The sequence below is a fragment of the Salipiger sp. IMCC34102 genome (assembly GCF_004145405.1).
In the GTDB taxonomy this organism is placed as follows: domain Bacteria; phylum Pseudomonadota; class Alphaproteobacteria; order Rhodobacterales; family Rhodobacteraceae; genus Loktanella.
Map to the genome: position 1 here is coordinate 217,961 of NZ_SELQ01000005.1, position 20,988 is coordinate 238,948.

A 20,988-nucleotide genomic window follows, 5' to 3' on the forward strand; every position below is an offset into this window, starting at 1 on the left:
GCGTGACATCGGCAGCACCCCCTCTGCCGGGGGGCCGCCTGCCTCAGACCAGCCGTTCCACCACGTAATCGGCAAGATCGCGCAGCATGTCGCGCAAGGGCTGATCGGGCAGCGGATCGAGCGCTGACTTGGCGCGCGCCGCCCAGTCCAGCGCCGTCTTTCGCGTGCTGTCGAGCGATCCGTGACGCGCGAGGATCTCCTGCGCGAGCGGCAGGTCGCCGTCTTCCTGAACGCGCTTTTCCAACGTGCGGGTCCAGAACACCCGGTCATTGGTATCACCGGCGGCAATGGCGCGGATCACCGGCAATGTCAGCTTGCCTTCGCGGAAGTCGTCGCCGACGCTCTTGCCGATGCCTGCCCCGCCTTCCCAGTCCAGCAGATCGTCCACGATCTGGAAGGCGATCCCCAGTGCGTCGCCGTAGTCATAAAGCGCCCGCGTCACCTGCTCCGGCGCGCCTGCGATCACGCCCCCGACTTCCGTCGCGGCCGAGAAGAGCGCCGCGGTCTTGCCGCGGATCACCTTGAAGTAGGTCTCCTCGGTGGTGGCGATGTTGCGCGCGGCGGTCAGTTGCAGCACCTCGCCTTCGGCGATGGTGGCGGCGGCGTTGGACAGGATCCGGAGCACGTCGATGTTGTGGGTTTCCGTCATCAGCTGGAAGCTGCGCGCGAACAGGTAGTCGCCCACCAGAACGCTGCTGGAGTTGTCCCACAGGAGATTCGCCGTGGGGCGTCCGCGCCGCTTGTCGCTTTCATCGACCACGTCGTCGTGCAGCAGGGTGGCGGTGTGGATGAACTCCACGGTCGCGGCAAGGTGGACGTGATAGGGCCCATCGTAGCCACACAGCCGGGCGGCGGCCAGGGTCAGCATCGGGCGCACCCGCTTGCCACCTGCACCGACGAGATGGGCCGTGACCTCCGGGATGCGGGGGGCGTGTTCCGAAGCCATGCGCGCGGCGATCATGTCGTTGACGGCCTCGAGGTCACCCGAAAGCGCCTGCGCCAGCCGTTGGTGAGGCTTGGATGCCGGTGTATCGAGGCTCATGTCGGGGATCCCGTGTTGTGGCCCGTCAGGCCGTCGCTATGCTGTCCGGATGAAAGAGCTCTTGCGCACCAACGACCCCACGGTCATCGCCCTCGCCACCGCCCTTCTGGACGGAGAGGGCATAACCTGTTTCCGCTTCGACGTAAATATGAGCGTCCTCGACGGAAGCCTCGGCATCTTGCCGCAACGACTGATGGTGGCGGACCGGGACCTGTTTCTGGCGCAGGCCGTGATGCGCGACGCGGAGATCGAGACCTCGTGAGTCGCACGACGCGCGCGGCGCAGGGCGCGGTCACGCAGGACGCTTTCCTTGGCGGGCGCCTGACCCTGTCCCAGCCGCGGCAGGGCTACCGGGCGGGCATCGACCCGGTGCTGCTGGCCGCCAGCGTGGAGGCCGAGGCGGGCCACTCCATCCTCGACCTGGGCTGCGGGGTGGGCACGGCGATGCTGTGCCTGCATACGCGGGTGCCGGGGCTGCGTCTGACCGGTGTCGACCTGGACCCGACCGTCTGCGACCTGGCGCGCGCCAATGCCCGTGCCGCGAGCGCCGAGGCGGAGATCGTCACCGCGGACCTGCGCGATCTGCCCATGCCGTTGCGGGCGCAGACCTTCGACCGGGTGGTGACCAATCCGCCCTTCTTCGACCGGGCCGACGGTGCCCGCGCCCGGGACGCGGGACGTGACCTCGGACGCGGTGGTCCGGTGCCACTGGAAGACTGGCTCGAGGCGGCGATCCGCCGGGTGCGGCCCAAGGGGCGGCTGACCTTGATCCAGCCGGCGGGCCGCCTCGACCGGGTGATCGCGGCGCTTCATGGGCGGTTGGGATCGCTGCGGATCCTGCCGCTGTGCCCGCGGGCCGAGAGGCCACCGCATCTTGTGATCGTGGAGGCGCGGCACGGCGGGCGGTCACCGCTGCGACTGGCCTCGGCCCTACCGCTTCACGACGGCGCACACCACGGGGATGATCGGCCCGATTACAGCCGGCAGATCGAGCGAATCCTGCGGAACGGCGAGAAATTGCCCATCGACCGTTAGAAAATTGGCAATAATTTCGCGCGAGCCTGCCGAGACGCAAGCCCGCGTAACATTCTGATGACAAATCGGGCGGGCTGTGCTGCACTATCGACCTCAACCACTGGATCAAGGAGCCTTCCATGAGCGTGAATTCCCACATCGCAGAGTTGAAGAGAAAGCATCAAAGCCTGTCGGACAACGTGGAAGAGCTGCAGCGCAGCCCTGCCTCGGACGATCTGCAGATCGCGCGGCTCAAGAAGGAGAAGCTGGCGCTCAAGCAGGAAATCACCCGCCTGTCGGTCTGACAAGGCCCGCGGTCAGAGGTTGCCGCGCTGATCCGTGGCGACCCTGGCGCTGGCCCGTGCGGCCAGCGCCGCCCCCAGGACGATCAATGCCGCGGCCACGGCCAGCACCCAGGTGAGCGGCGCGAGCCCGGCCGATACGAGCGCCAGGGTGGACAGAAGCGGCGCGGCATAGGCAGCGGTTCCAAGAAGCTGGATGTCACCTCGCTTGACGCCCACGTCCCAGGCGAAGAACGCCAGCCCCACCGGCCCCAGCCCCAGCCCGAGGATCGCGCCCCAGTTCACCAAGCTTGGCAGGACCCAGGTTTCGGTCGCCCCGTGAACGAGTCCCGCCAATACGGACGTGGCCGCGCAAAAGACCGTCACGCTGACGGTCGGCACATCCGCCAGGCGGCGCGACAGGACGGAATAGCTCGACCAGAACAGCGCGCACAACAGCGCCAGCCCGTAGCCCAGGAAGGCGCCGCTGCCCGGCGTGCCGCGCCCCGCCACGATGATCAGCGCGGCCCCCGCGAAGCCTGCCAGCGCCCCCAACACATGGCCGCGGCGCAAGGTTTCGCCCGGCAGAAGGCCGGAGAAGAGCACGATGAGCAGCGGCCAGAGGTAGGCGATCAACCCGGCCTCGGCCGGCGGGGCCAATCGCAGGCCGAAGAAGTAAAGCGCGTGGTAGCCGAACAGGCCGACCGTCCCTGCCGCGTAGACACGCAACGGCACCCGGGCGAGTGCCCCCAAGGTTCCGGTAGCAACACCCCAGACGAGCCCCACGCAGGCACCGATCGCGAAGGTCAACGCGGTCAACTGGAACGGCGGCACGGGGGCGGCCGCGACGGTGAAGACCGCCAGCAGCGCCCAGAGCAGCACGGCCGTGAAACCGATCAAGGTGGCGGTGCGGCGGGTCATGGGATCTCGCGGAAAGGGCCGGGAAAGAACCCGGCCCTTGTGTCACGCGGCGTCACGGGGCGAAACCCTCACGCCATGTATTGCCCGCCGTTCGCGGTCAGCGTCGAGCCCGTGATGAACCCTGCGTCCTCGGAGGCGAGGAAGACGACGGCGCGCGCGATTTCTTCCGCCTCGCCCAACCGGCCGACGGGAATTGCGCCGACGATGCTGTCCATCACCTTCTCGGGAATGGTCGCCATCATGTCGGTGTTGATGTAGCCCGGCGCGACCACGTTCACCGTGATGCCCGCCCGCGCGCCTTCCTGGGCCAGCGCCTTGGTGAAACCGATGTCGCCCGCCTTGGCGGCGGCATAGTTGGCCTGGGCGAACTGGCCCTTCTGGCCATTGATCGAGCTGATCATGATGATCCGGCCGAACTTGCGCTCGCGCATCCCGGGCCAGACCGGGTGGGTCATGTTGAAGACGCCCGAGAGGTTCGTGTCGATCACCTCGCGCCATTGCTCGGGCTTCATCTTGTGGAACGGTGCGTCGCGCGTGATGCCCGCGTTGTTCACGAGAACCTCGATCGGGCCCAGGTCTTCTTCGACCTTCGCGATCCCGGCGGCACAGGCCTCGTAATCGGACACGTCCCATTTGTAGGTGGCGATCCCGGTCTCGTCGGTGAAGGCCGCGGCCTTCTCGTCGTTGCCGGCATAGGTTGCGGCCACCGTGTAACCCTCTGCCTTCAGCGCAAGGCTGACGGCCTTTCCGATACCGCGGGTGCCCCCGGTCACCAGTGCGACTTTGCCCATACTCATCTCCTCCCAGAAATATTATGTCTCAATCATCAGTATACTGCGCAAGAAACCGTCGTCCATCTTTCACGCCGCAGGCCCATGTCTTTTGCAGCTTGTCCCCGTCGGTGAAGTCGATCTTGTCCGCCGGCGTCTCTTCGTTGGGATCGGTGTAAAGGCGCCCCTCCACCGGCTCCAGACCGCTGTAGGTGCGAGTCAGCAGGACCAGCGTGTCACCTTTGTCCGGATCGGGCATCGGCGCCTGATTGGCCATACCGCCGTCGATCACCTCGCGGCCGTTCCAGGTCGGGGGTTCGAACAGGGGCGGGATCGTCGCGGCCGCGCAGATCAGGTCGGCCAGCTTGCCGTCCTTCGCCGCCTGTCTTGCGTCAACGAGACTCGATTCCACGCCGATCTTCTCCGACCAGTCGAAGTGCGGGCTCGCGATGGTGTGCAGTTCCGCTTCGTAGGCGATCGTGGCCGCCGTACCCGACAGCCGCGGAAAATCTCCAGACGGCGGATGCCCGATCAGCACCTGGAACGACGGACCGTTCACCACGTCCGAAACGGCGTCGGCGTCGAGGATCTCCTCGATCACGTTGCGATAGATCTGCTGATGCGGCGACATGCCCTGCGCGTCGATGTCATCGGGCAGGTTGGTGTCGTTCTGCGCAAAGTGACGGCACATCGTCTCGAGCACCTTCTGCCCGCGGCGCGTGACGAACCCCGCCGCGGTCAGCGCCCCGCCGGAGACCCCGGAAATCCGCGCAGGCTCAAGCGGGAGCCTGTCGCGCACCTCTTCGAGGAACCCGCCCTGCCAGAAGCAGCGCAGGCCCCCGCCGGAAAAGACCACCTGGTCGAACTGCGGATAGGGGCTCATGCCGTGACTACGCCGATGGGTGAGAAACCCGCGGCATCAGGCACGTTCGACGCACATGGCGACACCCATGCCGCCGCCGATGCACAGGGTGGCGAGACCCTTCTTCGCGCCGCGACGCTTCATCTCGAACAGCAGCGTGTTGAGGATCCGCGCGCCGGAGGCCCCGATCGGGTGACCGATGGCGATGGCGCCGCCGTTCACGTTCACGATGTCAGGATCCCAGCCCATTTCCTTGTTCACCGCGCAGGCCTGGGCGGCGAAAGCCTCGTTCGCCTCGACGAGGTCCAGATCGCCGGGCGCCCAGCCCGCCTTGTCGAGCGCCTTGCGGCTGGCGTGGATCGGGCCGACGCCCATGATCGTCGGATCGAGCCCCGCGGTCGCATAGGAGACGATCCGCGCGAGCGGTTCGATCCCGCGTTTCTCCGCCTCCTCGGCGGTCATCAGGATCACGCCCGCAGCCCCGTCGTTCAGACCCGAGGCATTGCCCGCCGTCACGCTGCCGTCCTTGGTGAAGGCCGGACGCAGCTTCTGCATGCCTTCGACGGAGGCGCCGTGACGGATGTATTCATCCTGGTCCACGACCGTCTCGCCCTTGCGGGTCTTGACGGTGAAGGGCAGGATCTCGTCCTCGAACCTGCCGTCCTTCTGGGCGGCCTCGGCCTTGTTCTGCGACTTGGCGGCGAATTCGTCCTGGGCGTCGCGGCTGATCTGGTATTTCTCGGCGACGTTCTCGGCGGTCTGGCCCATGTGGTAGCCGTTGAAAGCGTCCCACAGGCCGTCGCGGATCATCGTGTCGATGTATTTCACGTCGCCCATCTTGTGACCCGCCCGCAGGTGCGCGGCATGGGGGGAGAGGGACATGTTCTCCTGCCCGCCGGCCGCGATGATGGTCGCATCGCCCAACTGTATGTGCTGGGCGCCGAGCATCACCGCCCGAAGGCCCGAACCGCAGACCTGGTTGATGCCCCAGGCAGAAGATTCGATCGGAAGGCCCGCGTTGACATGCGCCTGGCGCGCGGGGTTCTGGCCTTGCGCTGCCGTCAGGACCTGGCCCAGGATCGTTTCGGAAACTTCGGACTTGTCGATGCCGGCCCGTGCGACGATGCCCTCCAGCATGGCCGCGCCGAGATCGTGCGCGGGCGTGGCCGCGAAGGCCCCCATGAAGCTGCCCACCGCGGTCCGGCCCGCGGATGCGATCACCACATTCGTCATCAGTTACCTCTTGTCACTTGGCGACCCGCCACCTGCGGGGCCTTTCCTCGTCGCTCAGGCTAGAGCGCGCGCGTGGTCTGCGCAAACCGGAAATTCGCCAATCCCGCGCCGGGTCACTGCAGCTTGAACTGCGGCCGGCCGGTCAGGTAACCTTGAAGGCAGTCGATCTCGTAGGTGCGCAGGAAGGCCGCGTCTTCCTTGTGTTCGACACCGTCGGCAACGACGAACATCTCGAACTGGCGCGCGACCGACACGAGCGCCGCCACGATCGCCTGGTGGTCTGGCGCGCGCGTGATGCGCCGCGTGAAGTAGCGGTCGATCTTCACGAGATCGAAGTAGAAATTCGACAGGTGCTTGAACGACAGCGCACCGCCGCCGTAGCCGTCGAGCGCGAAACAGACCCCCAGGGGCTGCACGTCGGCCATGAACCGCGTCACGATTTCCGGCAGGAGCATGGCGGAGCCTTCGGAAATCTCCAGGATCAGCCGATCGCCCAGGTGGCCCGCCTGGCTGAGCGCGTCGTGCAGGGTCGTGCGCCAGCGCCAGTCGCCGAAGGACCGGGCCGAGACGTTGACCGACAGTCGCAGGTCGGGCCGCTCGCGCAGCATCTGCAACGTCAGCTCCAGCGCGAGGCAATCGATCCGGCGGCCGACGTCGGTGTCGATCACTTCGTCGATGAACTGGCCGGCGTTGATGATCCGCCCCTGATCGTCATTCAACCGCAGCAGGCCCTCGTGGAAACTGACCTGCCGGGTGTCGCGCATCAGAACGACCGGCTGGAACGCCAGCCGCGCGCGTTTCTCCGCCAGGGCGCGGGCGACCATGCTGCCGGTGTCCGCATCCTGGCTCGCGAAGGCGGCCTCGAGCGGGGAGCGAAAGGTCGTGGGTGCGTCCGGCGCCGGGTGGGTCTGCATCGCGGGTATCCTGTCAGTCGATGCTGTCGTTCTGCCCGGGGTCGGTCTAAGATCGCGTTAAAGCGATTTCGTGGAAGGCCCCCGACATGACCGTGATCCGTTGCGCCTGGGCCGGGGACGACCCGCTCTACTGCGCCTACCACGACACCGAATGGGGGGTGCCGGAACGCGACAGCCGCGCCCTGTTCGAGAAGCTGGTGCTGGACGGCTTCCAGGCGGGCCTGTCGTGGATCACCATCCTGCGCAAACGCGAGGCTTTCCGCGCGGCCTTCGCCGGTTTCGACCCGCATGTCATCGCCGAATGGGGTGAGGCGGAGGTCCAGACGCTGCTGAAGGATCCCGGCATCGTGCGCCACCGCGGCAAGATCGAAACGACGATCCGCAACGCCCGCGCCTGGCAGGAGATCGAGGCGAAAGGAGGCTTCGACCGGTTCCTCTGGGACTACGTGGATGGCGTGCCCCTGCAGCCCTACCGGGCCACGATGGCCGATGTTCCGGCCAAGACGACGCTGTCGGAGCAGGTCTCGAAGGATCTCAAGCGCGCGGGGTTCGGGTTCTGCGGTCCGACCATCGTCTACGCGTTCATGCAGGCCTGCGGGTTCGTCAACGACCATATCGTCGCGTGCCATTGCCACGCGGGCCTTACCAACGATTGAGCGCCTCTTCGTCGGCGTCCTTGGCCGCGACCCAATCGGCACCGTCCCGGGTCACTTCCTTCTTCCAGAAGGGGGCACGGGACTTCAGGTAATCCATCAGGAAATCGGCCGCGGCGAAAGCCTCCGCCCGGTGGGCCGAGGCGGTGGCGACCATCATGATCTGCGCGCCCGGGCCCAGATCCCCGAAACGGTGGATCACCAGCGCGTCCGCCAGATCCCAGCGCGCATGCGCCTGCGCCACGAGGTCCGAGATCGCGCGTTCGGTCATGCCGGGGTAATGCTCGATCGTCATGTGCTGCAACCGCCCGTCCAGATCCCGCACGAGGCCGGTGAAACTGACCACGGCTCCCGCGCCGGAGGCGTCGCGCGTGAAACGGTCGAGCTCCGCGCCCGCGTCGAAGGGTTCGGACTGGATGCGGACGGTCACGCTCAACCGCCCGTCATCGGCGGGAAGAAGGCGACCTCCTGCGCGCCGGCGAGCGGGGCGTCGAAATCGGTCAACTCCTGGTCGACGGCCACGCGCAACGCGGACAGATCCTCGAAGGCCGCGGCGTAGCGATCCTCGCGGGCGCGCAGTTCCTCCACCAGATCCATGACGGTCGCGGCCTGCGTGGTCAGCGTGTCGCGCGGGGCACCGATCCGTTCGCGGACCCAGGCGAAGTAGAGAACGTCCATCTCAGGCATCCTTCAGATAGGGCAGCGACTTGCGGAAATATTCCCAACCGGTGAGCAGCGTCAGCACGGCGGCGATCCACAGTCCCGCGATCCCGGCATACCACGACAGCAGCATGCCCCAGTATTTCCAAACCAGACCCAGCTCGTCCGGCAGATCGCCGGAGAGGACCCGGTCCGTCGTTTCCTGGTCCATGCCGAAGGTCTGCATCCCGAGATAATGTTCGAACGCGCCGGTGGCGAAAAGCAACGCGATGGCGATCATCTGGGCGGTCGTTTTCCACTTCGCAAGGTTCGTGACCTTCAACAGTCCCGCCGTATCGCCAAGGAACTCCCGCAGGCCCGAGACGAAGACCTCCCGGAAGATGATCAGCGTCGCGGGCAGCAGGATCCAGGGGTTCATGCCCGAGAATCCGGTGATGACCACCAGCGCGATGATGACCATCGCCTTGTCGGCGATCGGGTCCAGCATGGCACCCAGCTTGGTCTCCTGCGCCCAGGCGCGGGCGAGGTAGCCGTCGAGGAAATCGGTCAGCGCAGCCCCCGAGAACAGCACCAGCGCGAACCAGTCGGCCCAGGGGCGGTTGAAGTAGAGGAACATGACGGCGACGCCGGGCGCGGCCAGCAGCCGGAGGATCGTCAGGATATTGGGCAGGTTCAACGTCATGGCCGCACCCTAACGAGGCGGCGCGGGTGTGACCAGAGAGGGACCACGGGCCGCGCCGAATAATGCACGACAGGCGATCACCGCGGCAGACCGAGGGCCGGATTAGCCCGACGCGTGGAAGAAGTCGTAGATCTTCTGCGCCATGTTCTGGCTGATCCCCTCCACCGCCTGCAAATCGGAGACATTGGCCCGCGCCACGGCCTTCGCCGATCCGAAGTGCGCCAGAAGCGCGCGCTTTCGTCCCGCGCCGACGCCCGCCACCTCGTCCAGGGGGGTGGCGCTGATCGCCTTCGATCGCTTGGCCCGGTGGGTGCCGATCGCGAAGCGGTGAACCTCGTCGCGCATGCGCTGGATGAAGTAGAGCACGGGATCATTGTGCCGCAGGGCCATGACGGTCTTGCCGGTGCGGTGGAACTCTTCCTTGCCGGCGTCGCGGTCGATCCCCTTGGCCACGCCGACCATGGCGATATCGCCGACCCCCAAGTCTTCCATGATCTCGCGCACCGCGCTGACCTGGCCCGCCCCGCCGTCGATCAGCAGAAGGTCGGGCCAGGTGCCCGTGGTTCGCTCGGGGTCTTCCTTCAGAAGGCGCTGGAAGCGGCGGGTCAGGACCTCCTTCATCATGCCGAAGTCGTCGCCCGGGGTAAGCTGATCGCCGCGGATGTTGAACTTGCGGTACTGGTTCTTCTCGAACCCGTCGGGGCCGACGACGACCATGGCCCCGACCGCATGGGCGCCCTGGATGTGAGAGTTGTCGTAGACCTCGATCCGCTTGGGCGTCTGGGGCAGATCGAACGCCTCCCCCACGCCGCGGAGGAGCTTGGCCTGCGTCGCCGTCTCGCTCATCTTGCGGGCGAGGCTTTCGCGGGCGTTGCGCAGGGCCCCCTGCACGAGCTCCGCCTTCTCGCCGCGCTGGGGGACGAGGATTTCGACCTTGCGGCCCAGCCGTTCGCTCAGGGCCTGGGCCATCAGGTCGCCGTTATCCAACCCGTGGCTGAGGATGAGCGCGCGCGGCGGCTCACGGTCGGAATAAAGCTGGCCGACGAAGGCCTCCATCACCTCTGACGGATCCTCCTCGCCGCTGACGCGGGGGTAATAGTCGTGGTTGCCCCAATTCTGGCCCGCGCGGATGAAGAAAACTTGCACGCAGGCCTGCCCGCCGTCGATGTGAAGCGCCATGACGTCCGCTTCCTCCACCGTCTGGGGGTTGATGCCTTGCGTCGATTGCACCTGCGTCAGCGCCTTGATCCGGTCACGCAGGGCCGCGGCGCGCTCGAATTCCATGTCGGCGGAGGCTGCGTTCATCTCCGATGCCAGTTTCTGCTGGATGCCCTTCGTCCGGCCCTGCAGGAAGGATTGCGCGTCTTGAACGGACCGCCCGTAGTCTTCCGCCGAGATATGGCCCACGCAAGGCGCGCTGCAGCGCTTGATCTGGTATTGCAGGCAGGGCCGCGTCCGCGTCTCGAAATCCTGATCAGAGCAATTGCGCAGCAAGAACACCCGCTGAAGCTGGTTCAACGTGCGGTTCACCGCCCCCGCGCCCGCGAAGGGACCGTAGTAGTCACCCTTCTCCTTCTTGGCACCGCGGTGCTTCTTGATCTGCGGATAGTCGTGCGCCGTGGTCACCAGGATGTTCGGAAACGACTTGTCGTCGCGCAAGAGCACGTTGTAGCGCGGCTTGAGCTGCTTGATGAGGTTCTGCTCCAGCAGCAGCGCCTCCGTCTCGGTCCGGGTGGTGAGGAACATCATCGCGGATGTTTCGCGGATCATCTGGGTGATCCGGCGCGAATGCTGCGGCGAGGGCCGAGAGTAGCTGCCGACCCGCGCCTTGAGGTTGCGCGCCTTGCCGACGTAGAGCACCCGGCTTTCTGCATCCAGCATCCGGTAGACCCCGGGAGAGGAGTCGAGCGTGCGCAGGTAGCCCGCGATGCAGGCATAGCCGGTCTTGGGTGTCTGGGTGTCGGTGTCGGTCATGAGGCCTGCTACGGATGGATCGCAACGATTCTGTCACGCCCTGCCCCGGGCGTCACCCGGCATCAAGGCGAAAGGCATCCCCAGAAACTGGGGATAAGTCGGGGGGTTAAATCTCGCGACGGGCGCTTCGTCCAGCAAACAAAGGCCATCGGACGATCTGCCCGATTTTTGGGCGAAAACCTAACCCGTTGTATTTAGACGACTTAATTTATCCACGTCCCGCAATCCCTTGGTTTGTAACGGATTTGTCAAAGACCCGTGACAGCGCGATGGCGAAGTGCACAACTTGGGTCGTCATTCCGGAAGATGGGTATCCGGCGTGCGCCAGCCAAGGTGTTGGCCGCCGTCGACGAACATCGTCTGGCCGGTGACGGAAGGCGAGTCCAACAGGTAGACCAGTGCCCGCACGATGTCGCGCGGATCCGCGCCGCGGTTCAGGATCGTGGCCCGCCGCTGGTCGCGGAAGGCCGCATCGTCCTGTCGCGCCCCCTGCAGGGTCGGGCCGGGGGCGATGGCGTTGACGCGCACCCGCGGGGCAAGCGCCTGGGCCGAGGTCTGCGTCAGCGTCCAAAGCGCCGCCTTCGACAGCGTGTAGGTCGCGAATTGCGGGGTCAGTTTCGCCACCCGCTGGTCGATCATGTTGACGATGAGGCCCCGGGCAACCGGTTCTCCGTCATGGCCGGGGTCCGGCACCTGTGCCGCGAACGCCTGGCTCAGCACGAAGGGCGCGCGCAGGTTGCTGCCCATGTGGCGGTCCCAGCCCGTCCGGGTGGCGTCCCCGATCTCGTCCGGCTCGAAGATGGAGGCGTTGTTCACCAGCACGGTAAGCGGACCGCCCAGCGCGGTGGCGGCCCGTGCGACGAGGGTATCCGCCTGATCCTCGTCGAGCAGATCCGCCTGCAGGGTCGTGGCCTGCACCCCAAAAGCGCGGACCGCATCGGCGGTTGCCTCGGCCGCCTCGTCCGACCCGTGGTAATGGATGCCCACGTCGAAACCGCGCTCCGCCAGGGCAAGCACCATCGCGCGCCCCAGGCGACGGGCGCCCCCGGTCACCAATGCGCGGGTCACAGGAGCGACCAGATATAGGCTCCGTAAGCCGCGGTCAGCAGGATGCCCCAGACGCGGGTCAGGTTCTGGCGGAACAGAACGAAGGCGATCAGGAGGAGGGACGCGCCCGCCATGACCCACAGATCGAAGGTCAGGAACTGGTCGTCGACCGGGATTGGCCCTACGAGAGCCGCGACGCCGGTAATCGCCAGCAAGTTGAACATGTTCGATCCGATCACGTTGCCCAGGGCCACGTCCGCCTGCCGGCGCAGCGCCGCGATCACGGTGGTCGCAAGCTCCGGCAGGGATGTGCCGAGGGCCACCAGCGTCAGCCCGATCACGCTTTCGGACAGGCCGAAGTTCTGTGCTATGGTCGTGGCACCGCGGATCAGCAACTCGGCCCCCAGCGGCAGCCCGACGAGGCCCAGCACGAGGAAGAGGGCGATGCGGAAGCCGCCGAGCCCCGGATCGGCGCCTTCGAGCTCCGGCGGGGCATCCGCGCGCGCGCGGCGCGCCTCGATCAACGACCACCCCAGCATCGCGACAAGCCCCGCCAGCAGGACGAGACCGCTGATCCACGTGAGGACACCAGCCCAGCAAAGGGCGATGAACAGGACCGTCGCCGCCAGCATCTGCCAGTAGCTCGACCGGGTGTCGTGCTCGGCCGTGTGCATGGTGGCCAGGATCGCGGGTACGCCCAGGACCAGCAGCACGTTGGCGGTGTTGCTGCCCACCACGTTGCCCAGCGCCAGTCCCGGCACCCCGTCCAGAACAGACTGGATGGAGACCAGCAACTCCGGTGCGGAGGTGCCGAAAGCCACCACTGTCAACGACACGATCAGCGCCGGCACACCCAGGCGAAGGGCCAGGTTCACCGCACCCTTCACGAGGCAATCGCCCGCCACCAGCAGGATGGCCAGCCCCGCGACCAGGAAGATCCATTCCATCAGGGGCGTCCTTCCTGGCAGGGGCACGGTGATTTGCCGATCCGGTAGCGCCCGCAGGACGGACATTTCGCCCGCGCCAGCCGGGCCTGGCCTGGAAAGCGCCATTTGCCGAACATGCCCAGCACGCCGATGCCGATGAGGAACAGGATGACGGCCTTGACGATCATGCTACAGCCCGAAGCGCGCGAACGCTGCGCGGTCCTCGATCTGGCCCACGGCCTCACCCATCATCCGCGCGCCGAGGCGGGAGAAAAGCGACTTCTTCGGGCCGAACTTGCGGAACCGGACCTTGTCGCCGAACTGGCCTTTCATGACCGGAACGAGGTGACCGATGCCGTCGATCAGACCCTTCTCGCGGGCGCGCTCGCCAATCCAAACCTCTCCGGTGAAGAGTGCGGGATCGTCGTCGAGTTGCGCCTCCCGCCGGGACTTGACGTAGGCGATGAAGACCTCGTGCAACTGCGTCAGCCAGCTTTTCAGCCGGTCGACATCCTCGGGCTTTTCCGGACGGAACGGGTCCAGCATCGACTTCGACGCACCCGCGGTATGCACCCGCCGCTCGACCCCGTGGCGGTCGATGAACGCGTGCAGCCCGAACCCCGCAGAGATCACTCCGATGGAGCCCAGAAGACTGCCCACGTCGGCGTGGATCTCGTCCGCGGCACAGGCCAGCCAGTACCCGCCGGAAGCCGCGACATCCTCGACGAAGGCATAGACCGGAACCTCCTTCTCGACCGAGAGGCGGCGGATCCGGGCGGCGATCAGCGAGGATTGCACGGGGCTGCCGCCGGGGCAGTTGATCTGCAAGGCCACCGCGCGGGGCTTGCCGCGGGTGAAGGCCTTTTGCAGCACGGGGGCCAGCGTCGCGTCGTCCAGGCCGCGGCCCGTGGTGGTGATCGTGCCCTGCAGGCGCACCACGTTGACGCGCGGATCGGCGTTCAGGAAAGGAAGGAGGTTTTTCATCCCCCCGATCTAGGACCCTTCCCCCCGCGCCACAAGCCTTACTGCCGAAGTCGCCAGCCAGTGCGGAAGATCCACCAGATCGCGGTCATGCAGGCGGCCATGAAGAAGGCGATCGCGGCAAGACTGATCCCCACCGGCACGTCCGCCGCCCCGAAGAACGCCCAGCGGAAGCCCGAGATCAGGTAGACCACCGGGTTGAACATGGTGATCGTCTGCCACAGCGGCGGCAGCATCGTCACCGAGTAGAACGACCCGCCAAGGAACACGAGCGGCGTGATGACCAGCAGCGGGATAAGCTGCAACTGCTCGAAGTTGCCCGCCCAGATGCCGATGATGAACCCCAGCAACGCGAAGCTGACGCAGGTCATCACCAGGAATGCCACCATCGCCACGGGATGCTGCACTTCGATATCGACGAAGAAGAAGGCGGTTATGAAGATGATCGTCCCGATGAAGAGCGCCTTCGTGGCCGCAGCCCCCACGTAGCCGATCGTGATCTCGAGGAAGTTTACAGGCGCCGAGAGCAACTCGTAGACCGTGCCGATGAACTTGGGAAAATAGATCCCGAAGCTCGCGTTGGTGGTGGCCTGAGTCATGACCGAGAGCATGATCAGCCCGGGCACGATGAAGGCCCCGTAGCTCACGCCTTCGACACTGTCGATCCGGCTGCCGATGGCGGTGCCGAAGACCACGAAGTAAAGCGAGGTGGACAGCACCGGGCTGACCAGCGACTGGGTGATGGTGCGGAAAAAGCGGGTCATCTCGAAGGCGTAGATGGCGCGGATGGCGGTCCAGTTCATGACTGCTGCTCCTTCACGAGCTGGGTGAATATCTCTTCGAGGCTGGACTGCTGGGTCTTGAGGTCGACCATCCGCAGCCCTTCCGCGTCCAGATCGTTGAGCATGGTGCGAATGCCGGTGCGGTTCGCCCGGGTGTCGTAGGTATAGGTGACCGTCCGCCCGTCCGGGGAGAGGGCGAGGTCGTAGTCGCTCAAGGCCTCCGGCAGGCTGCTTGCAGGCTCGGCCAGTTCGACCTGAAGCTCCTTCCGGCCCATCTGGGTCATCATCTCGGCCTTGTCCTGCACCAGCAGGATCTCTCCCTTGCTGATGATGCCCACGCGGTCGGCGATGGCCTCGGCCTCCTCGATGTAATGGGTGGTCAGGATGATCGTGACACCGTGATCCTTGAGATCGGACACGACGTTCCACATGTCGCGGCGCAGTTCCACGTCGACCCCGGCGGTCGGCTCGTCGAGGAACAGGACCCGCGGCTCGTGCGCCAGCGCCTTCGCAATCAGCACCCGGCGCTTCATCCCGCCCGAAAGCTCCTTGATCTTGGATTTCGCCTTGTCGTCCAGGCTGAGCAGCCGCAGGATCTCCGCCACCTTCGCGGGGTCCTTGCGCTTGCCGAAGAGCCCGCGCGAGAAGGCGACGGAATCCTCGACCTTCTCGAAGGGCTCCAGGTTGATCTCCTGCGGGACGAGGCCGATTAGGCTGCGGGCCGCGCGGTAGTCCCGGATCGTGTCATGGCCATCGACGGTCACCGTGCCCGAAGTCGGAACGGCGATCCCGCAGATGGCCGAGATCAGCGTCGTCTTGCCCGCACCATTGGGACCCAGCAGCGCCAGGATTTCGCCCCGCTCGATATCGAGGTTCACGCCCTTGAGTGCCTCGAACCCGGTGTCGTAGGTCTTGCGCAGGTCCTTGACGGAAACGATGGCGGGCATGACGGGCGATCCTTGTCTGTTCGCGCGCACCCTATCCCGCGGGGCGCACCCGGGATAGCTGCATAATCGCACAAGGGTCTGGCGTCAGAAGTTCAGCGAGATATCCCGGTGGTGCGACCTGCACTCGGCCACGTAGAGCGCCTGTTCGCGCGGCAGGCGCGGCTGCTGTCGCAGGCCGATAGTGTCGCGGATCGCCGCGTCGTAAGTGCTCAGGCCAGCCAGCAAGTCGGTCTGCGCGCGGCTGCGCCACGCCAGCTCCGCCGCGTGGAGCGCCTGTGCCTCGGCCACCAGCTCCGCCGCGGCCTCCGGATCGGGGGAGCGGTCGTCGATCTCTCGCCGTGCGTCGGCCAGAAGGCTGCGGATGTCCCGCGCACCTTCGACCTCGCCCAGCGCGCTCTCGACCTCCGAGAAGCGGGCATCGGCGGTCTCCGCGTCCATGCCGTCGAGGTCGGCGGCCAGCGCGTCGATGCGCGGGCCCAAGGTGGCGAGCGCCTCGGTGCCGTCGATCACCGCCCGCAGCTCCGGCACGGGGGCATAGGCGCGGTCGACCGTGCGGCGATAGGTCATGCGGGCCGCGGTGTTGGCGCGGTTCAGCGCGTTGAACTCCGATTGCAGGTCCTCCCAGCCCTCGGGGATCTGCGCCAACAGTGCTTCGGCTTCCGCCTCGGCCGCATCGGCGCGGGCGGTCTGTGCCGCGCTGTCGCCGAACCCGCGGGAGGCGCGCAGGCGCAGCTCCTCGACCTCCTCCATCAGGCGGCCCGCGTCGCGCTGCAGGGCGCGCACGACCGTGTGCACCGGACGGTAGTCCTCGGCTGCGGCGGTCTGCGCGCGGGCGGTGGTCTGGATCTCCGCCATCAGGGGCATGGCCTGGGCTGCGTTTTCCAATCCGTCCTGCCAGTCGTCGCGCAGGCCTTCGGGAAGGTAGGAGACGTCGAGCGTGCCTGCCGCGTCGATGGCCGAGGCGACCGTGGCAGACTTGGCTGCGAACTCAAGCGCGACGTACTCTTCGATACAATATTGCAGCGCGGGGTTGATCGGCGGCGGAGCGGAATCGGACGTAAGCGATGTCCGGGCCGGCAGGTAGTTCACCAAAGGCGGGTTGAAGGCGACGATGATCAACGCCGCCAGTTGCAGGCCGATGAAGGCTACGACGCCGCGGTAGATCTGGATCGTCCGGACCGCCGCGGGGGCGACGCCGCGCAGGTAGAAGAGCGCGAAGCCGAAGGGCGGCGTCAGGAACGAGGTCTGGATGTTCAGCCCGATCATCACCCCCAGCCAGACGGCAGAGACGTTGGCCTGCGGATCGGCCAGCAGGATCGGGGCCACGATCGGCACCACGACGACCGCGATCTCGATGAAGTCAAGAAAGAAGCCCAGCACAAAGATCACCGCCATGACGATGATGAACTTGGTCCAGAACCCGCCTGGCAGCCCTTCAAGGAAATGCTTGACCAGCTCCTCTCCCCCGAAGGCGCGGAAGGCCGCCGTCAGCATCGCGGCCCCCAGAAGGATGATGAACACCAGCGACGTGGTCTTGGCGGTCTCGACCATGACGCCGCGCAGGGCGTCCTCGTTGAAGAAGGCACGCACGCCGGACCAAGCGATGGAGATCGCGACGAGGGCCACCCCGATGGCGGCAATGGTGATGCCGATGCGGTCTGCGGCGGTCTGCACGTTCAGAACGTTGGTGTCGTAGGTCGTGATGGCGAAGGCGATCACGGCAAGACCCAGCACCGCGAGGATCGCGGGCGTGAACCGGTGGCCGCGGCCTTCGGGGTGCAGCCGGTAGCCCGCCATGATCATGGCCCCCACAGCCCCGATGGCGCCGGCCTGGTTCACGGTGGCGACACCCGCAATGATCGACCCCAGCACCAGCAGGATCAGCGCCAGCGGCGGGATCATCGACAGCAGGACCTTGCCCAAAAAGGCGGTGTCGTACTTGCCCTCGTAAGGGACCGCCGGGGCGAGCTTGGGGCGGAAGATCGCGACCGCGAGGATGAAGGCGATATAAAGCCCGACCAGCAGCAGCCCCGGCACCATCGCGCCCAGAAACATATCGCCCGCGCTGGTGGAGCTGACGGCGAACTCGGTCGGCATCGTAAGCTCGCCCGTCGCATCGCGGTAGAGCGTCTGGCGAGCTTGGCCAGCCTGATCCACGGCGCTGGCCAACTGGTCGGCCAGGATGATGAGCACGATGGAGGGCGGGATGATCTGCCCCAGCGTGCCGGAGGCCGCGATGACCCCGGTGGAGAGCGAATTGGCATAGCCATTCCGCATCATCGCGGGCAGCGAGATCATGCCCATCGCAACGACCGTCGCCCCCACGATACCCGTTGTCGCCGCCAGAAGCGCGCCCACCACGACGACGGAAATCCCCAGCCCCCCCGGCACCGGACCGAATAGCTGCGCCATGGTGACCAGCAGATCCTCGGCGATCTTGGAGCGTTGCAGCATGATCCCCATGAAGATGAAGAGCGGGATCGCGATGAGCGTGTCCCGTTCCGGCTCCCAGTAGACGCCGCGCAGGTTGGTCACCCCGGCGCTCAGCCATTGAGCGGGGCCCGAATTCGCGAAGAAGGCCCCGGAATCGCCCGCGAAGACCAGCCCGGTCAGCGCCGCCGCACCGATGGTCAGGATCGCCGATCCCGGAAGCGCGAAGGCGACCGGGTAACCCGATCCCAATGCGGTCGCCATGACGACCAGCAACATCAACAAGAAGACGAGTTCCATGCGGTCTGCCCTACATCGCGTTGGTGGAGGCGTCGCGCCCGCCCGGCTCGCCGCGGCGGTCGGCCACGGCGTCCAGGAACTGGGCCACGAACTGGATCATCATCGTGATCGCGAAGACGGCCAGGAACCCGGCCATGAAATATTTGACGTACATGCCGAAGCCCGCCTGCGTGACCTCGAAGACCAGGATCGGCCCGACGATGACGCTGCTCGCGGTGCCGAAGCCCACGATCAGAATCGTCCAGCACAGCGTCATGCCCAGCAGGATCGCGCCGATGCTGTTCACGCGCCCCTTCGTCTCGCGCCGCATCGAGGCGTAGAGCAGGTCGACGCGCACGTGCCCGTCCTCCAGCAACGTGTAGGCGGAAGCGAAGAGGAACAGCGCCCCGTACCAGAAGCGGACGAGGTCGGCGAGGAAGGCCTGTTCGTAGGAAAAGACGAAGCGGCTGAAGACGATGGCAAGCTCTGCGATGACGACGAGAAGCGACAGCCAGATGAACCCCAGCCCCCGTGTCAGGGCGCCCGCGACGATCCCGAGGATGACCAGCGGCAGATGAAGAAAGGTGCCGCGGAAATCGGCGCGCCCCAGGTCGCGCGCCAGATCCGCGCCCACCACGCCGTCCAGCAGGTTCTGCACCCGCAGGAAGGAGACGAGCGCATCACCCAGCCCCACGAAGAGCACCACGAAGAATGCAGCGCGCACCAGGAACCGATTGAACAGCGATATCCGGGCCGCATCCGCGCGCAAGCTCAGATCGGGGCAGCGCAGGACGTATCCCACCGCGAAAAGAGCCGCGAGACCGTACACCGCGATCTGCACCCACGACAGCGGATCCCCCGAACCTGCCGTGGCGCCCGGGAAATCGAACCAGAAATTCAGCACGGCATTGACCATGTAAGCGGCGGTGATAGCCAGGACGAGCCATCCGAACCCCCGTGCAAGACGTGCGGGCGCATGCATCCTGCTGCTCCTCCCCGATCTTCAGAAACTAAGCCTTTTCGGCAAGCGTCGGGGCGGACCGCCAGTCCGCCCCATCCGGCCCACCCCGCTTGAGGTCAGGCCGGCGCGTCGACTTACAGGTCTAGGATGCGGTTGCGCTTCACGACGTAGGGCGCGTCCGACAGGTTCGTCCAGGCCCCGACGGAGGCGCGCGCCTCCAGGTGGCTGTCGAAGATCTCGGCGGCGAGCGCGCTGTGGTCGCGCGCCTCCTCGATCACCTCGGCCGAGGCCGAACCGAAGGCCTCGTAGACGTCATCGTTGAACTCGCGCAACTCGACCCCGTACTCGTCGATCAGACGGTTGAGGTAGGTGCCGTTGTTGTAGTTCGCCTCGGCCATCGAGACGGCGTTCTCCTCGGCGCAGGCGGCCTTGATGATCTCCTGGTCGAGCGTGGGAACGCTGGACCACCAGGACTTGTTCATGCCGAGCGCAAGCTGCGCGCCGGGCTCGTGGAAACCGGGCCAGTAGTAGTATTGCGCGGCCTCGTAGAACTTGAGGAAGAAGTCGTTCCACGGCCCCACCCATTCGGTCGCGTCGATCGCACCCGAGACGAGGTTCTCGTAGATCTGTCCGCCCGGCAGCGACACCGGAGAGGCGCCGAGCTTGGCCATGACGTCGCCGCCCAGGCCGGGGATCCGCATCTTCAGACCACGCAGGTCGTCGGCGCTTTCGATCTCCTTGTTGAACCAGCCGCCCATCTGCACGCCGGTGTTGCCAGCGGGGTAGCCGATGACGCCGAACTCGTCGCCAAGCTTCTCGTAGAGCTCCTGACCGCCGCCGAACTTCATCCAAGCGTCCATCTCGGTGTAGGTCAGGCCCATCGGGATCGCGGTGAAGGGCGACCAGCCCGCGTGCTTGCCTTTCCAGTAGTAATCCGCACCGATGTAGGCCTGGGAATTGCCCGAAGCGACCTCGTCGAAGCTGTCGAAGGCCCCGACCCGCTCTCCGGCGGCGAAGTAGTTCACCGCGATGCGGCCTTCGGTCAGTTCGCCGATCCGTTCGGCCAGTCGCTGGGCGCTGGTCCCGAGGCCCGGGAAGTCCCGCGGCCAGGTCGAGACGATGTTCATCTCGATCGCCGATTGCGCCAATGCTGGCGTCGCAAGTGCGGTCGCGGCCCCACCAACGGCGGCCGAAGTCAGGAATTGTCTGCGTTTCATTAAGTCCTCCCTAGTGCCGAGGCCCCCCCCAGGCCTCGTGCGCCGGAAGAAGATAGACGACCCGGTTCCATCCGATCCAGATGAAATTTTAGGCAGTTCGCCTTTCTTACCCAACGTCGTCCTCTCATACGGCGTCGAAAACTGACGATTTTTCCTCTTTACGCTCCAAAACACCGTTGCTATAGCCGCTCCAGGTTTTCCGGCGTAGCTCAGCGGTAGAGCAGTTGACTGTTAATCAATTGGTCGTAGGTTCGATCCCTACCGCCGGAGCCAATACATCCCTCAAGTGATTGAAAAGATTGGCAGTCGCGTCAGTCGCTCTGATGTGTCACACCCGAGTGTCACACGTTTCGTTTTTAGTCTGCTTGGCGTCGCTCCAGTTGTGGAGACGCCTGATGGGATACGATAGACA

Annotated in this window: 23 protein-coding genes and 1 tRNA gene; 5 read left to right on the forward strand and 19 right to left on the reverse strand. The window is 66.0% G+C overall.

The window, feature by feature from the left end:
• Positions 1-43: 43 nt before the first annotated feature.
• A complete protein-coding gene (locus tag EU805_RS12455) occupies positions 44-1,042 on the reverse strand; it encodes a polyprenyl synthetase family protein (protein WP_129764302.1) in 999 nt (332 codons plus the stop codon).
• Positions 1,043-1,091: 49 nt separating this feature from the next.
• Here EU805_RS12455 and EU805_RS12460 point away from each other — a divergent pair, with 49 nt between their 5' ends.
• From EU805_RS12460 to EU805_RS12470, 3 genes are all read left to right on the forward strand, one after another.
• Positions 1,092-1,304 (forward strand): DUF2007 domain-containing protein, encoded by a 213-nt coding sequence (locus tag EU805_RS12460; protein ID WP_129764303.1) that lies wholly within the window; start codon positions 1,092-1,094, stop codon positions 1,302-1,304.
• The gene (locus EU805_RS12465; protein WP_129764304.1) at positions 1,301-2,077 is read left to right on the forward strand and encodes a tRNA1(Val) (adenine(37)-N6)-methyltransferase; all 777 of its coding nucleotides are present in this window, start codon (positions 1,301-1,303) and stop codon (positions 2,075-2,077) included. Before EU805_RS12460 ends, EU805_RS12465 begins: the two co-directional genes overlap by 4 nt.
• A gap of 119 nt (positions 2,078-2,196) precedes the next feature.
• Complete coding sequence (locus EU805_RS12470) at positions 2,197-2,361, forward strand: YdcH family protein (RefSeq protein ID WP_129764305.1); 165 nt, start codon at positions 2,197-2,199, stop codon at positions 2,359-2,361.
• Positions 2,362-2,373: 12 nt separating this feature from the next.
• Here the strand turns inward: EU805_RS12470 and EU805_RS12475 are convergent, their stop codons facing one another.
• From EU805_RS12475 to EU805_RS12495, 5 genes are all read right to left on the reverse strand, one after another.
• Positions 2,374-3,258 (reverse strand): DMT family transporter, encoded by an 885-nt coding sequence (locus EU805_RS12475; protein WP_129764306.1) that lies wholly within the window; start codon positions 3,256-3,258, stop codon positions 2,374-2,376.
• A 68-nt stretch (positions 3,259-3,326) separates the two neighbouring features.
• Positions 3,327-4,049, reverse strand: coding sequence for an acetoacetyl-CoA reductase (gene phbB / locus EU805_RS12480; RefSeq protein WP_129764307.1), 723 nt, complete (start codon positions 4,047-4,049; stop codon positions 3,327-3,329).
• Between the two features lie 28 nt (positions 4,050-4,077).
• Positions 4,078-4,911 (reverse strand): patatin-like phospholipase family protein, encoded by an 834-nt coding sequence (locus EU805_RS12485; protein ID WP_129764308.1) that lies wholly within the window; start codon positions 4,909-4,911, stop codon positions 4,078-4,080.
• A gap of 36 nt (positions 4,912-4,947) precedes the next feature.
• A complete protein-coding gene (locus EU805_RS12490; RefSeq protein WP_129764309.1) occupies positions 4,948-6,123 on the reverse strand; it encodes an acetyl-CoA C-acetyltransferase in 1,176 nt (391 codons plus the stop codon).
• A gap of 113 nt (positions 6,124-6,236) precedes the next feature.
• Entirely contained in the window at positions 6,237-7,037 is an 801-nt protein-coding gene (locus EU805_RS12495) for an EAL domain-containing protein (protein ID WP_129764310.1), read from the reverse strand.
• A gap of 86 nt (positions 7,038-7,123) precedes the next feature.
• On the opposite strand from EU805_RS12495, the gene EU805_RS12500 reads away from it, so the two are divergent.
• Positions 7,124-7,693 carry a DNA-3-methyladenine glycosylase I gene (locus EU805_RS12500; RefSeq protein WP_129764311.1) on the forward strand — a complete coding sequence of 190 codons (570 nt, stop codon included), beginning with the start codon at positions 7,124-7,126 and terminating at the stop codon, positions 7,691-7,693.
• Here EU805_RS12500 and EU805_RS12505 read toward each other — a convergent pair.
• The 13 genes from EU805_RS12505 to EU805_RS12555 form a co-directional block, all read right to left on the reverse strand.
• The gene (locus EU805_RS12505; protein ID WP_129764312.1) at positions 7,680-8,120 is read right to left on the reverse strand and encodes a molybdenum cofactor biosynthesis protein MoaE; all 441 of its coding nucleotides are present in this window, start codon (positions 8,118-8,120) and stop codon (positions 7,680-7,682) included. The two genes, EU805_RS12500 and EU805_RS12505, sit on opposite strands and share 14 nt — an antisense overlap.
• Before the next feature lie 2 nt (positions 8,121-8,122).
• Complete coding sequence (moaD, locus tag EU805_RS12510) at positions 8,123-8,368, reverse strand: molybdopterin converting factor subunit 1 (protein ID WP_129764313.1); 246 nt, start codon at positions 8,366-8,368, stop codon at positions 8,123-8,125.
• Position 8,369: 1 nt separating this feature from the next.
• Positions 8,370-9,032, reverse strand: coding sequence for a CDP-diacylglycerol--glycerol-3-phosphate 3-phosphatidyltransferase (gene pgsA, locus EU805_RS12515; RefSeq protein WP_129764314.1), 663 nt, complete (start codon positions 9,030-9,032; stop codon positions 8,370-8,372).
• Between the two features lie 102 nt (positions 9,033-9,134).
• Positions 9,135-11,006, reverse strand: a complete 1,872-nt coding sequence (gene uvrC, locus EU805_RS12520) for an excinuclease ABC subunit UvrC (RefSeq protein ID WP_129764315.1) — start codon at positions 11,004-11,006, stop codon at positions 9,135-9,137.
• 294 nt (positions 11,007-11,300) lie between these two features.
• Positions 11,301-12,074, reverse strand: coding sequence for an SDR family oxidoreductase (locus EU805_RS17705; protein ID WP_242494146.1), 774 nt, complete (start codon positions 12,072-12,074; stop codon positions 11,301-11,303).
• Positions 12,071-13,000 (reverse strand): calcium/sodium antiporter, encoded by a 930-nt coding sequence (locus EU805_RS17710; RefSeq protein WP_242494147.1) that lies wholly within the window; start codon positions 12,998-13,000, stop codon positions 12,071-12,073. The genes EU805_RS17705 and EU805_RS17710 overlap by 4 nt, the downstream gene beginning before the upstream one ends.
• Positions 13,000-13,167, reverse strand: a complete 168-nt coding sequence (locus EU805_RS17460) for a hypothetical protein (RefSeq protein WP_165351940.1) — start codon at positions 13,165-13,167, stop codon at positions 13,000-13,002. Before EU805_RS17460 ends, EU805_RS17710 begins: the two co-directional genes overlap by 1 nt.
• Before the next feature lies 1 nt (position 13,168).
• Positions 13,169-13,963 carry a S49 family peptidase gene (locus EU805_RS12530; RefSeq protein WP_129764316.1) on the reverse strand — a complete coding sequence of 265 codons (795 nt, stop codon included), beginning with the start codon at positions 13,961-13,963 and terminating at the stop codon, positions 13,169-13,171.
• Positions 13,964-14,001: 38 nt separating this feature from the next.
• A complete protein-coding gene (locus EU805_RS12535) occupies positions 14,002-14,763 on the reverse strand; it encodes an ABC transporter permease (RefSeq protein WP_129764317.1) in 762 nt (253 codons plus the stop codon).
• Entirely contained in the window at positions 14,760-15,689 is a 930-nt protein-coding gene (locus EU805_RS12540; RefSeq protein ID WP_129764318.1) for an ABC transporter ATP-binding protein, read from the reverse strand. Before EU805_RS12540 ends, EU805_RS12535 begins: the two co-directional genes overlap by 4 nt.
• An 84-nt stretch (positions 15,690-15,773) precedes the next feature.
• Positions 15,774-18,419 carry a TRAP transporter large permease subunit gene (locus tag EU805_RS12545; protein ID WP_129764319.1) on the reverse strand — a complete coding sequence of 882 codons (2,646 nt, stop codon included), beginning with the start codon at positions 18,417-18,419 and terminating at the stop codon, positions 15,774-15,776.
• A gap of 10 nt (positions 18,420-18,429) precedes the next feature.
• Complete coding sequence (locus tag EU805_RS12550; protein WP_129764320.1) at positions 18,430-19,380, reverse strand: TRAP transporter small permease subunit; 951 nt, start codon at positions 19,378-19,380, stop codon at positions 18,430-18,432.
• A 113-nt stretch (positions 19,381-19,493) separates the two neighbouring features.
• Positions 19,494-20,576: a TRAP transporter substrate-binding protein gene (locus tag EU805_RS12555; protein ID WP_129764321.1), complete on the reverse strand. Its 1,083-nt coding sequence runs from the start codon at positions 20,574-20,576 to the stop codon at positions 19,494-19,496.
• 198 nt (positions 20,577-20,774) lie between these two features.
• Between EU805_RS12555 and EU805_RS12560 the strand changes: the two genes are divergently transcribed.
• Positions 20,775-20,849: transfer RNA gene (locus EU805_RS12560), tRNA-Asn, on the forward strand.
• Positions 20,850-20,988 lie beyond the last annotated feature (139 nt).

Coding starts and splice junctions, on each gene's coding strand:
- EU805_RS12455 (WP_129764302.1), bottom strand. CDS start 1,042: ATGAGCCTCGATACACCGGCATCCAAGCCTCACCAACGGCTGGCGCAG.
- EU805_RS12460 (WP_129764303.1), top strand. CDS start 1,092: ATGAAAGAGCTCTTGCGCACCAACGACCCCACGGTCATCGCCCTCGCC.
- EU805_RS12470 (WP_129764305.1), top strand. CDS start 2,197: ATGAGCGTGAATTCCCACATCGCAGAGTTGAAGAGAAAGCATCAAAGC.
- EU805_RS12475 (WP_129764306.1), bottom strand. CDS start 3,258: ATGACCCGCCGCACCGCCACCTTGATCGGTTTCACGGCCGTGCTGCTC.
- phbB (WP_129764307.1), bottom strand. CDS start 4,049: ATGGGCAAAGTCGCACTGGTGACCGGGGGCACCCGCGGTATCGGAAAG.
- EU805_RS12485 (WP_129764308.1), bottom strand. CDS start 4,911: ATGAGCCCCTATCCGCAGTTCGACCAGGTGGTCTTTTCCGGCGGGGGC.
- EU805_RS12490 (WP_129764309.1), bottom strand. CDS start 6,123: ATGACGAATGTGGTGATCGCATCCGCGGGCCGGACCGCGGTGGGCAGC.
- EU805_RS12495 (WP_129764310.1), bottom strand. CDS start 7,037: ATGCAGACCCACCCGGCGCCGGACGCACCCACGACCTTTCGCTCCCCG.
- EU805_RS12500 (WP_129764311.1), top strand. CDS start 7,124: ATGACCGTGATCCGTTGCGCCTGGGCCGGGGACGACCCGCTCTACTGC.
- moaD (WP_129764313.1), bottom strand. CDS start 8,368: ATGGACGTTCTCTACTTCGCCTGGGTCCGCGAACGGATCGGTGCCCCG.
- pgsA (WP_129764314.1), bottom strand. CDS start 9,032: ATGACGTTGAACCTGCCCAATATCCTGACGATCCTCCGGCTGCTGGCC.
- uvrC (WP_129764315.1), bottom strand. CDS start 11,006: ATGACCGACACCGACACCCAGACACCCAAGACCGGCTATGCCTGCATC.
- EU805_RS17710 (WP_242494147.1), bottom strand. CDS start 13,000: ATGGAATGGATCTTCCTGGTCGCGGGGCTGGCCATCCTGCTGGTGGCG.
- EU805_RS17460 (WP_165351940.1), bottom strand. CDS start 13,167: ATGATCGTCAAGGCCGTCATCCTGTTCCTCATCGGCATCGGCGTGCTG.
- EU805_RS12530 (WP_129764316.1), bottom strand. CDS start 13,963: ATGAAAAACCTCCTTCCTTTCCTGAACGCCGATCCGCGCGTCAACGTG.
- EU805_RS12535 (WP_129764317.1), bottom strand. CDS start 14,763: ATGAACTGGACCGCCATCCGCGCCATCTACGCCTTCGAGATGACCCGC.
- EU805_RS12540 (WP_129764318.1), bottom strand. CDS start 15,689: ATGCCCGCCATCGTTTCCGTCAAGGACCTGCGCAAGACCTACGACACC.
- EU805_RS12545 (WP_129764319.1), bottom strand. CDS start 18,419: ATGGAACTCGTCTTCTTGTTGATGTTGCTGGTCGTCATGGCGACCGCA.
- EU805_RS12550 (WP_129764320.1), bottom strand. CDS start 19,380: ATGCATGCGCCCGCACGTCTTGCACGGGGGTTCGGATGGCTCGTCCTG.
- EU805_RS12555 (WP_129764321.1), bottom strand. CDS start 20,576: ATGAAACGCAGACAATTCCTGACTTCGGCCGCCGTTGGTGGGGCCGCG.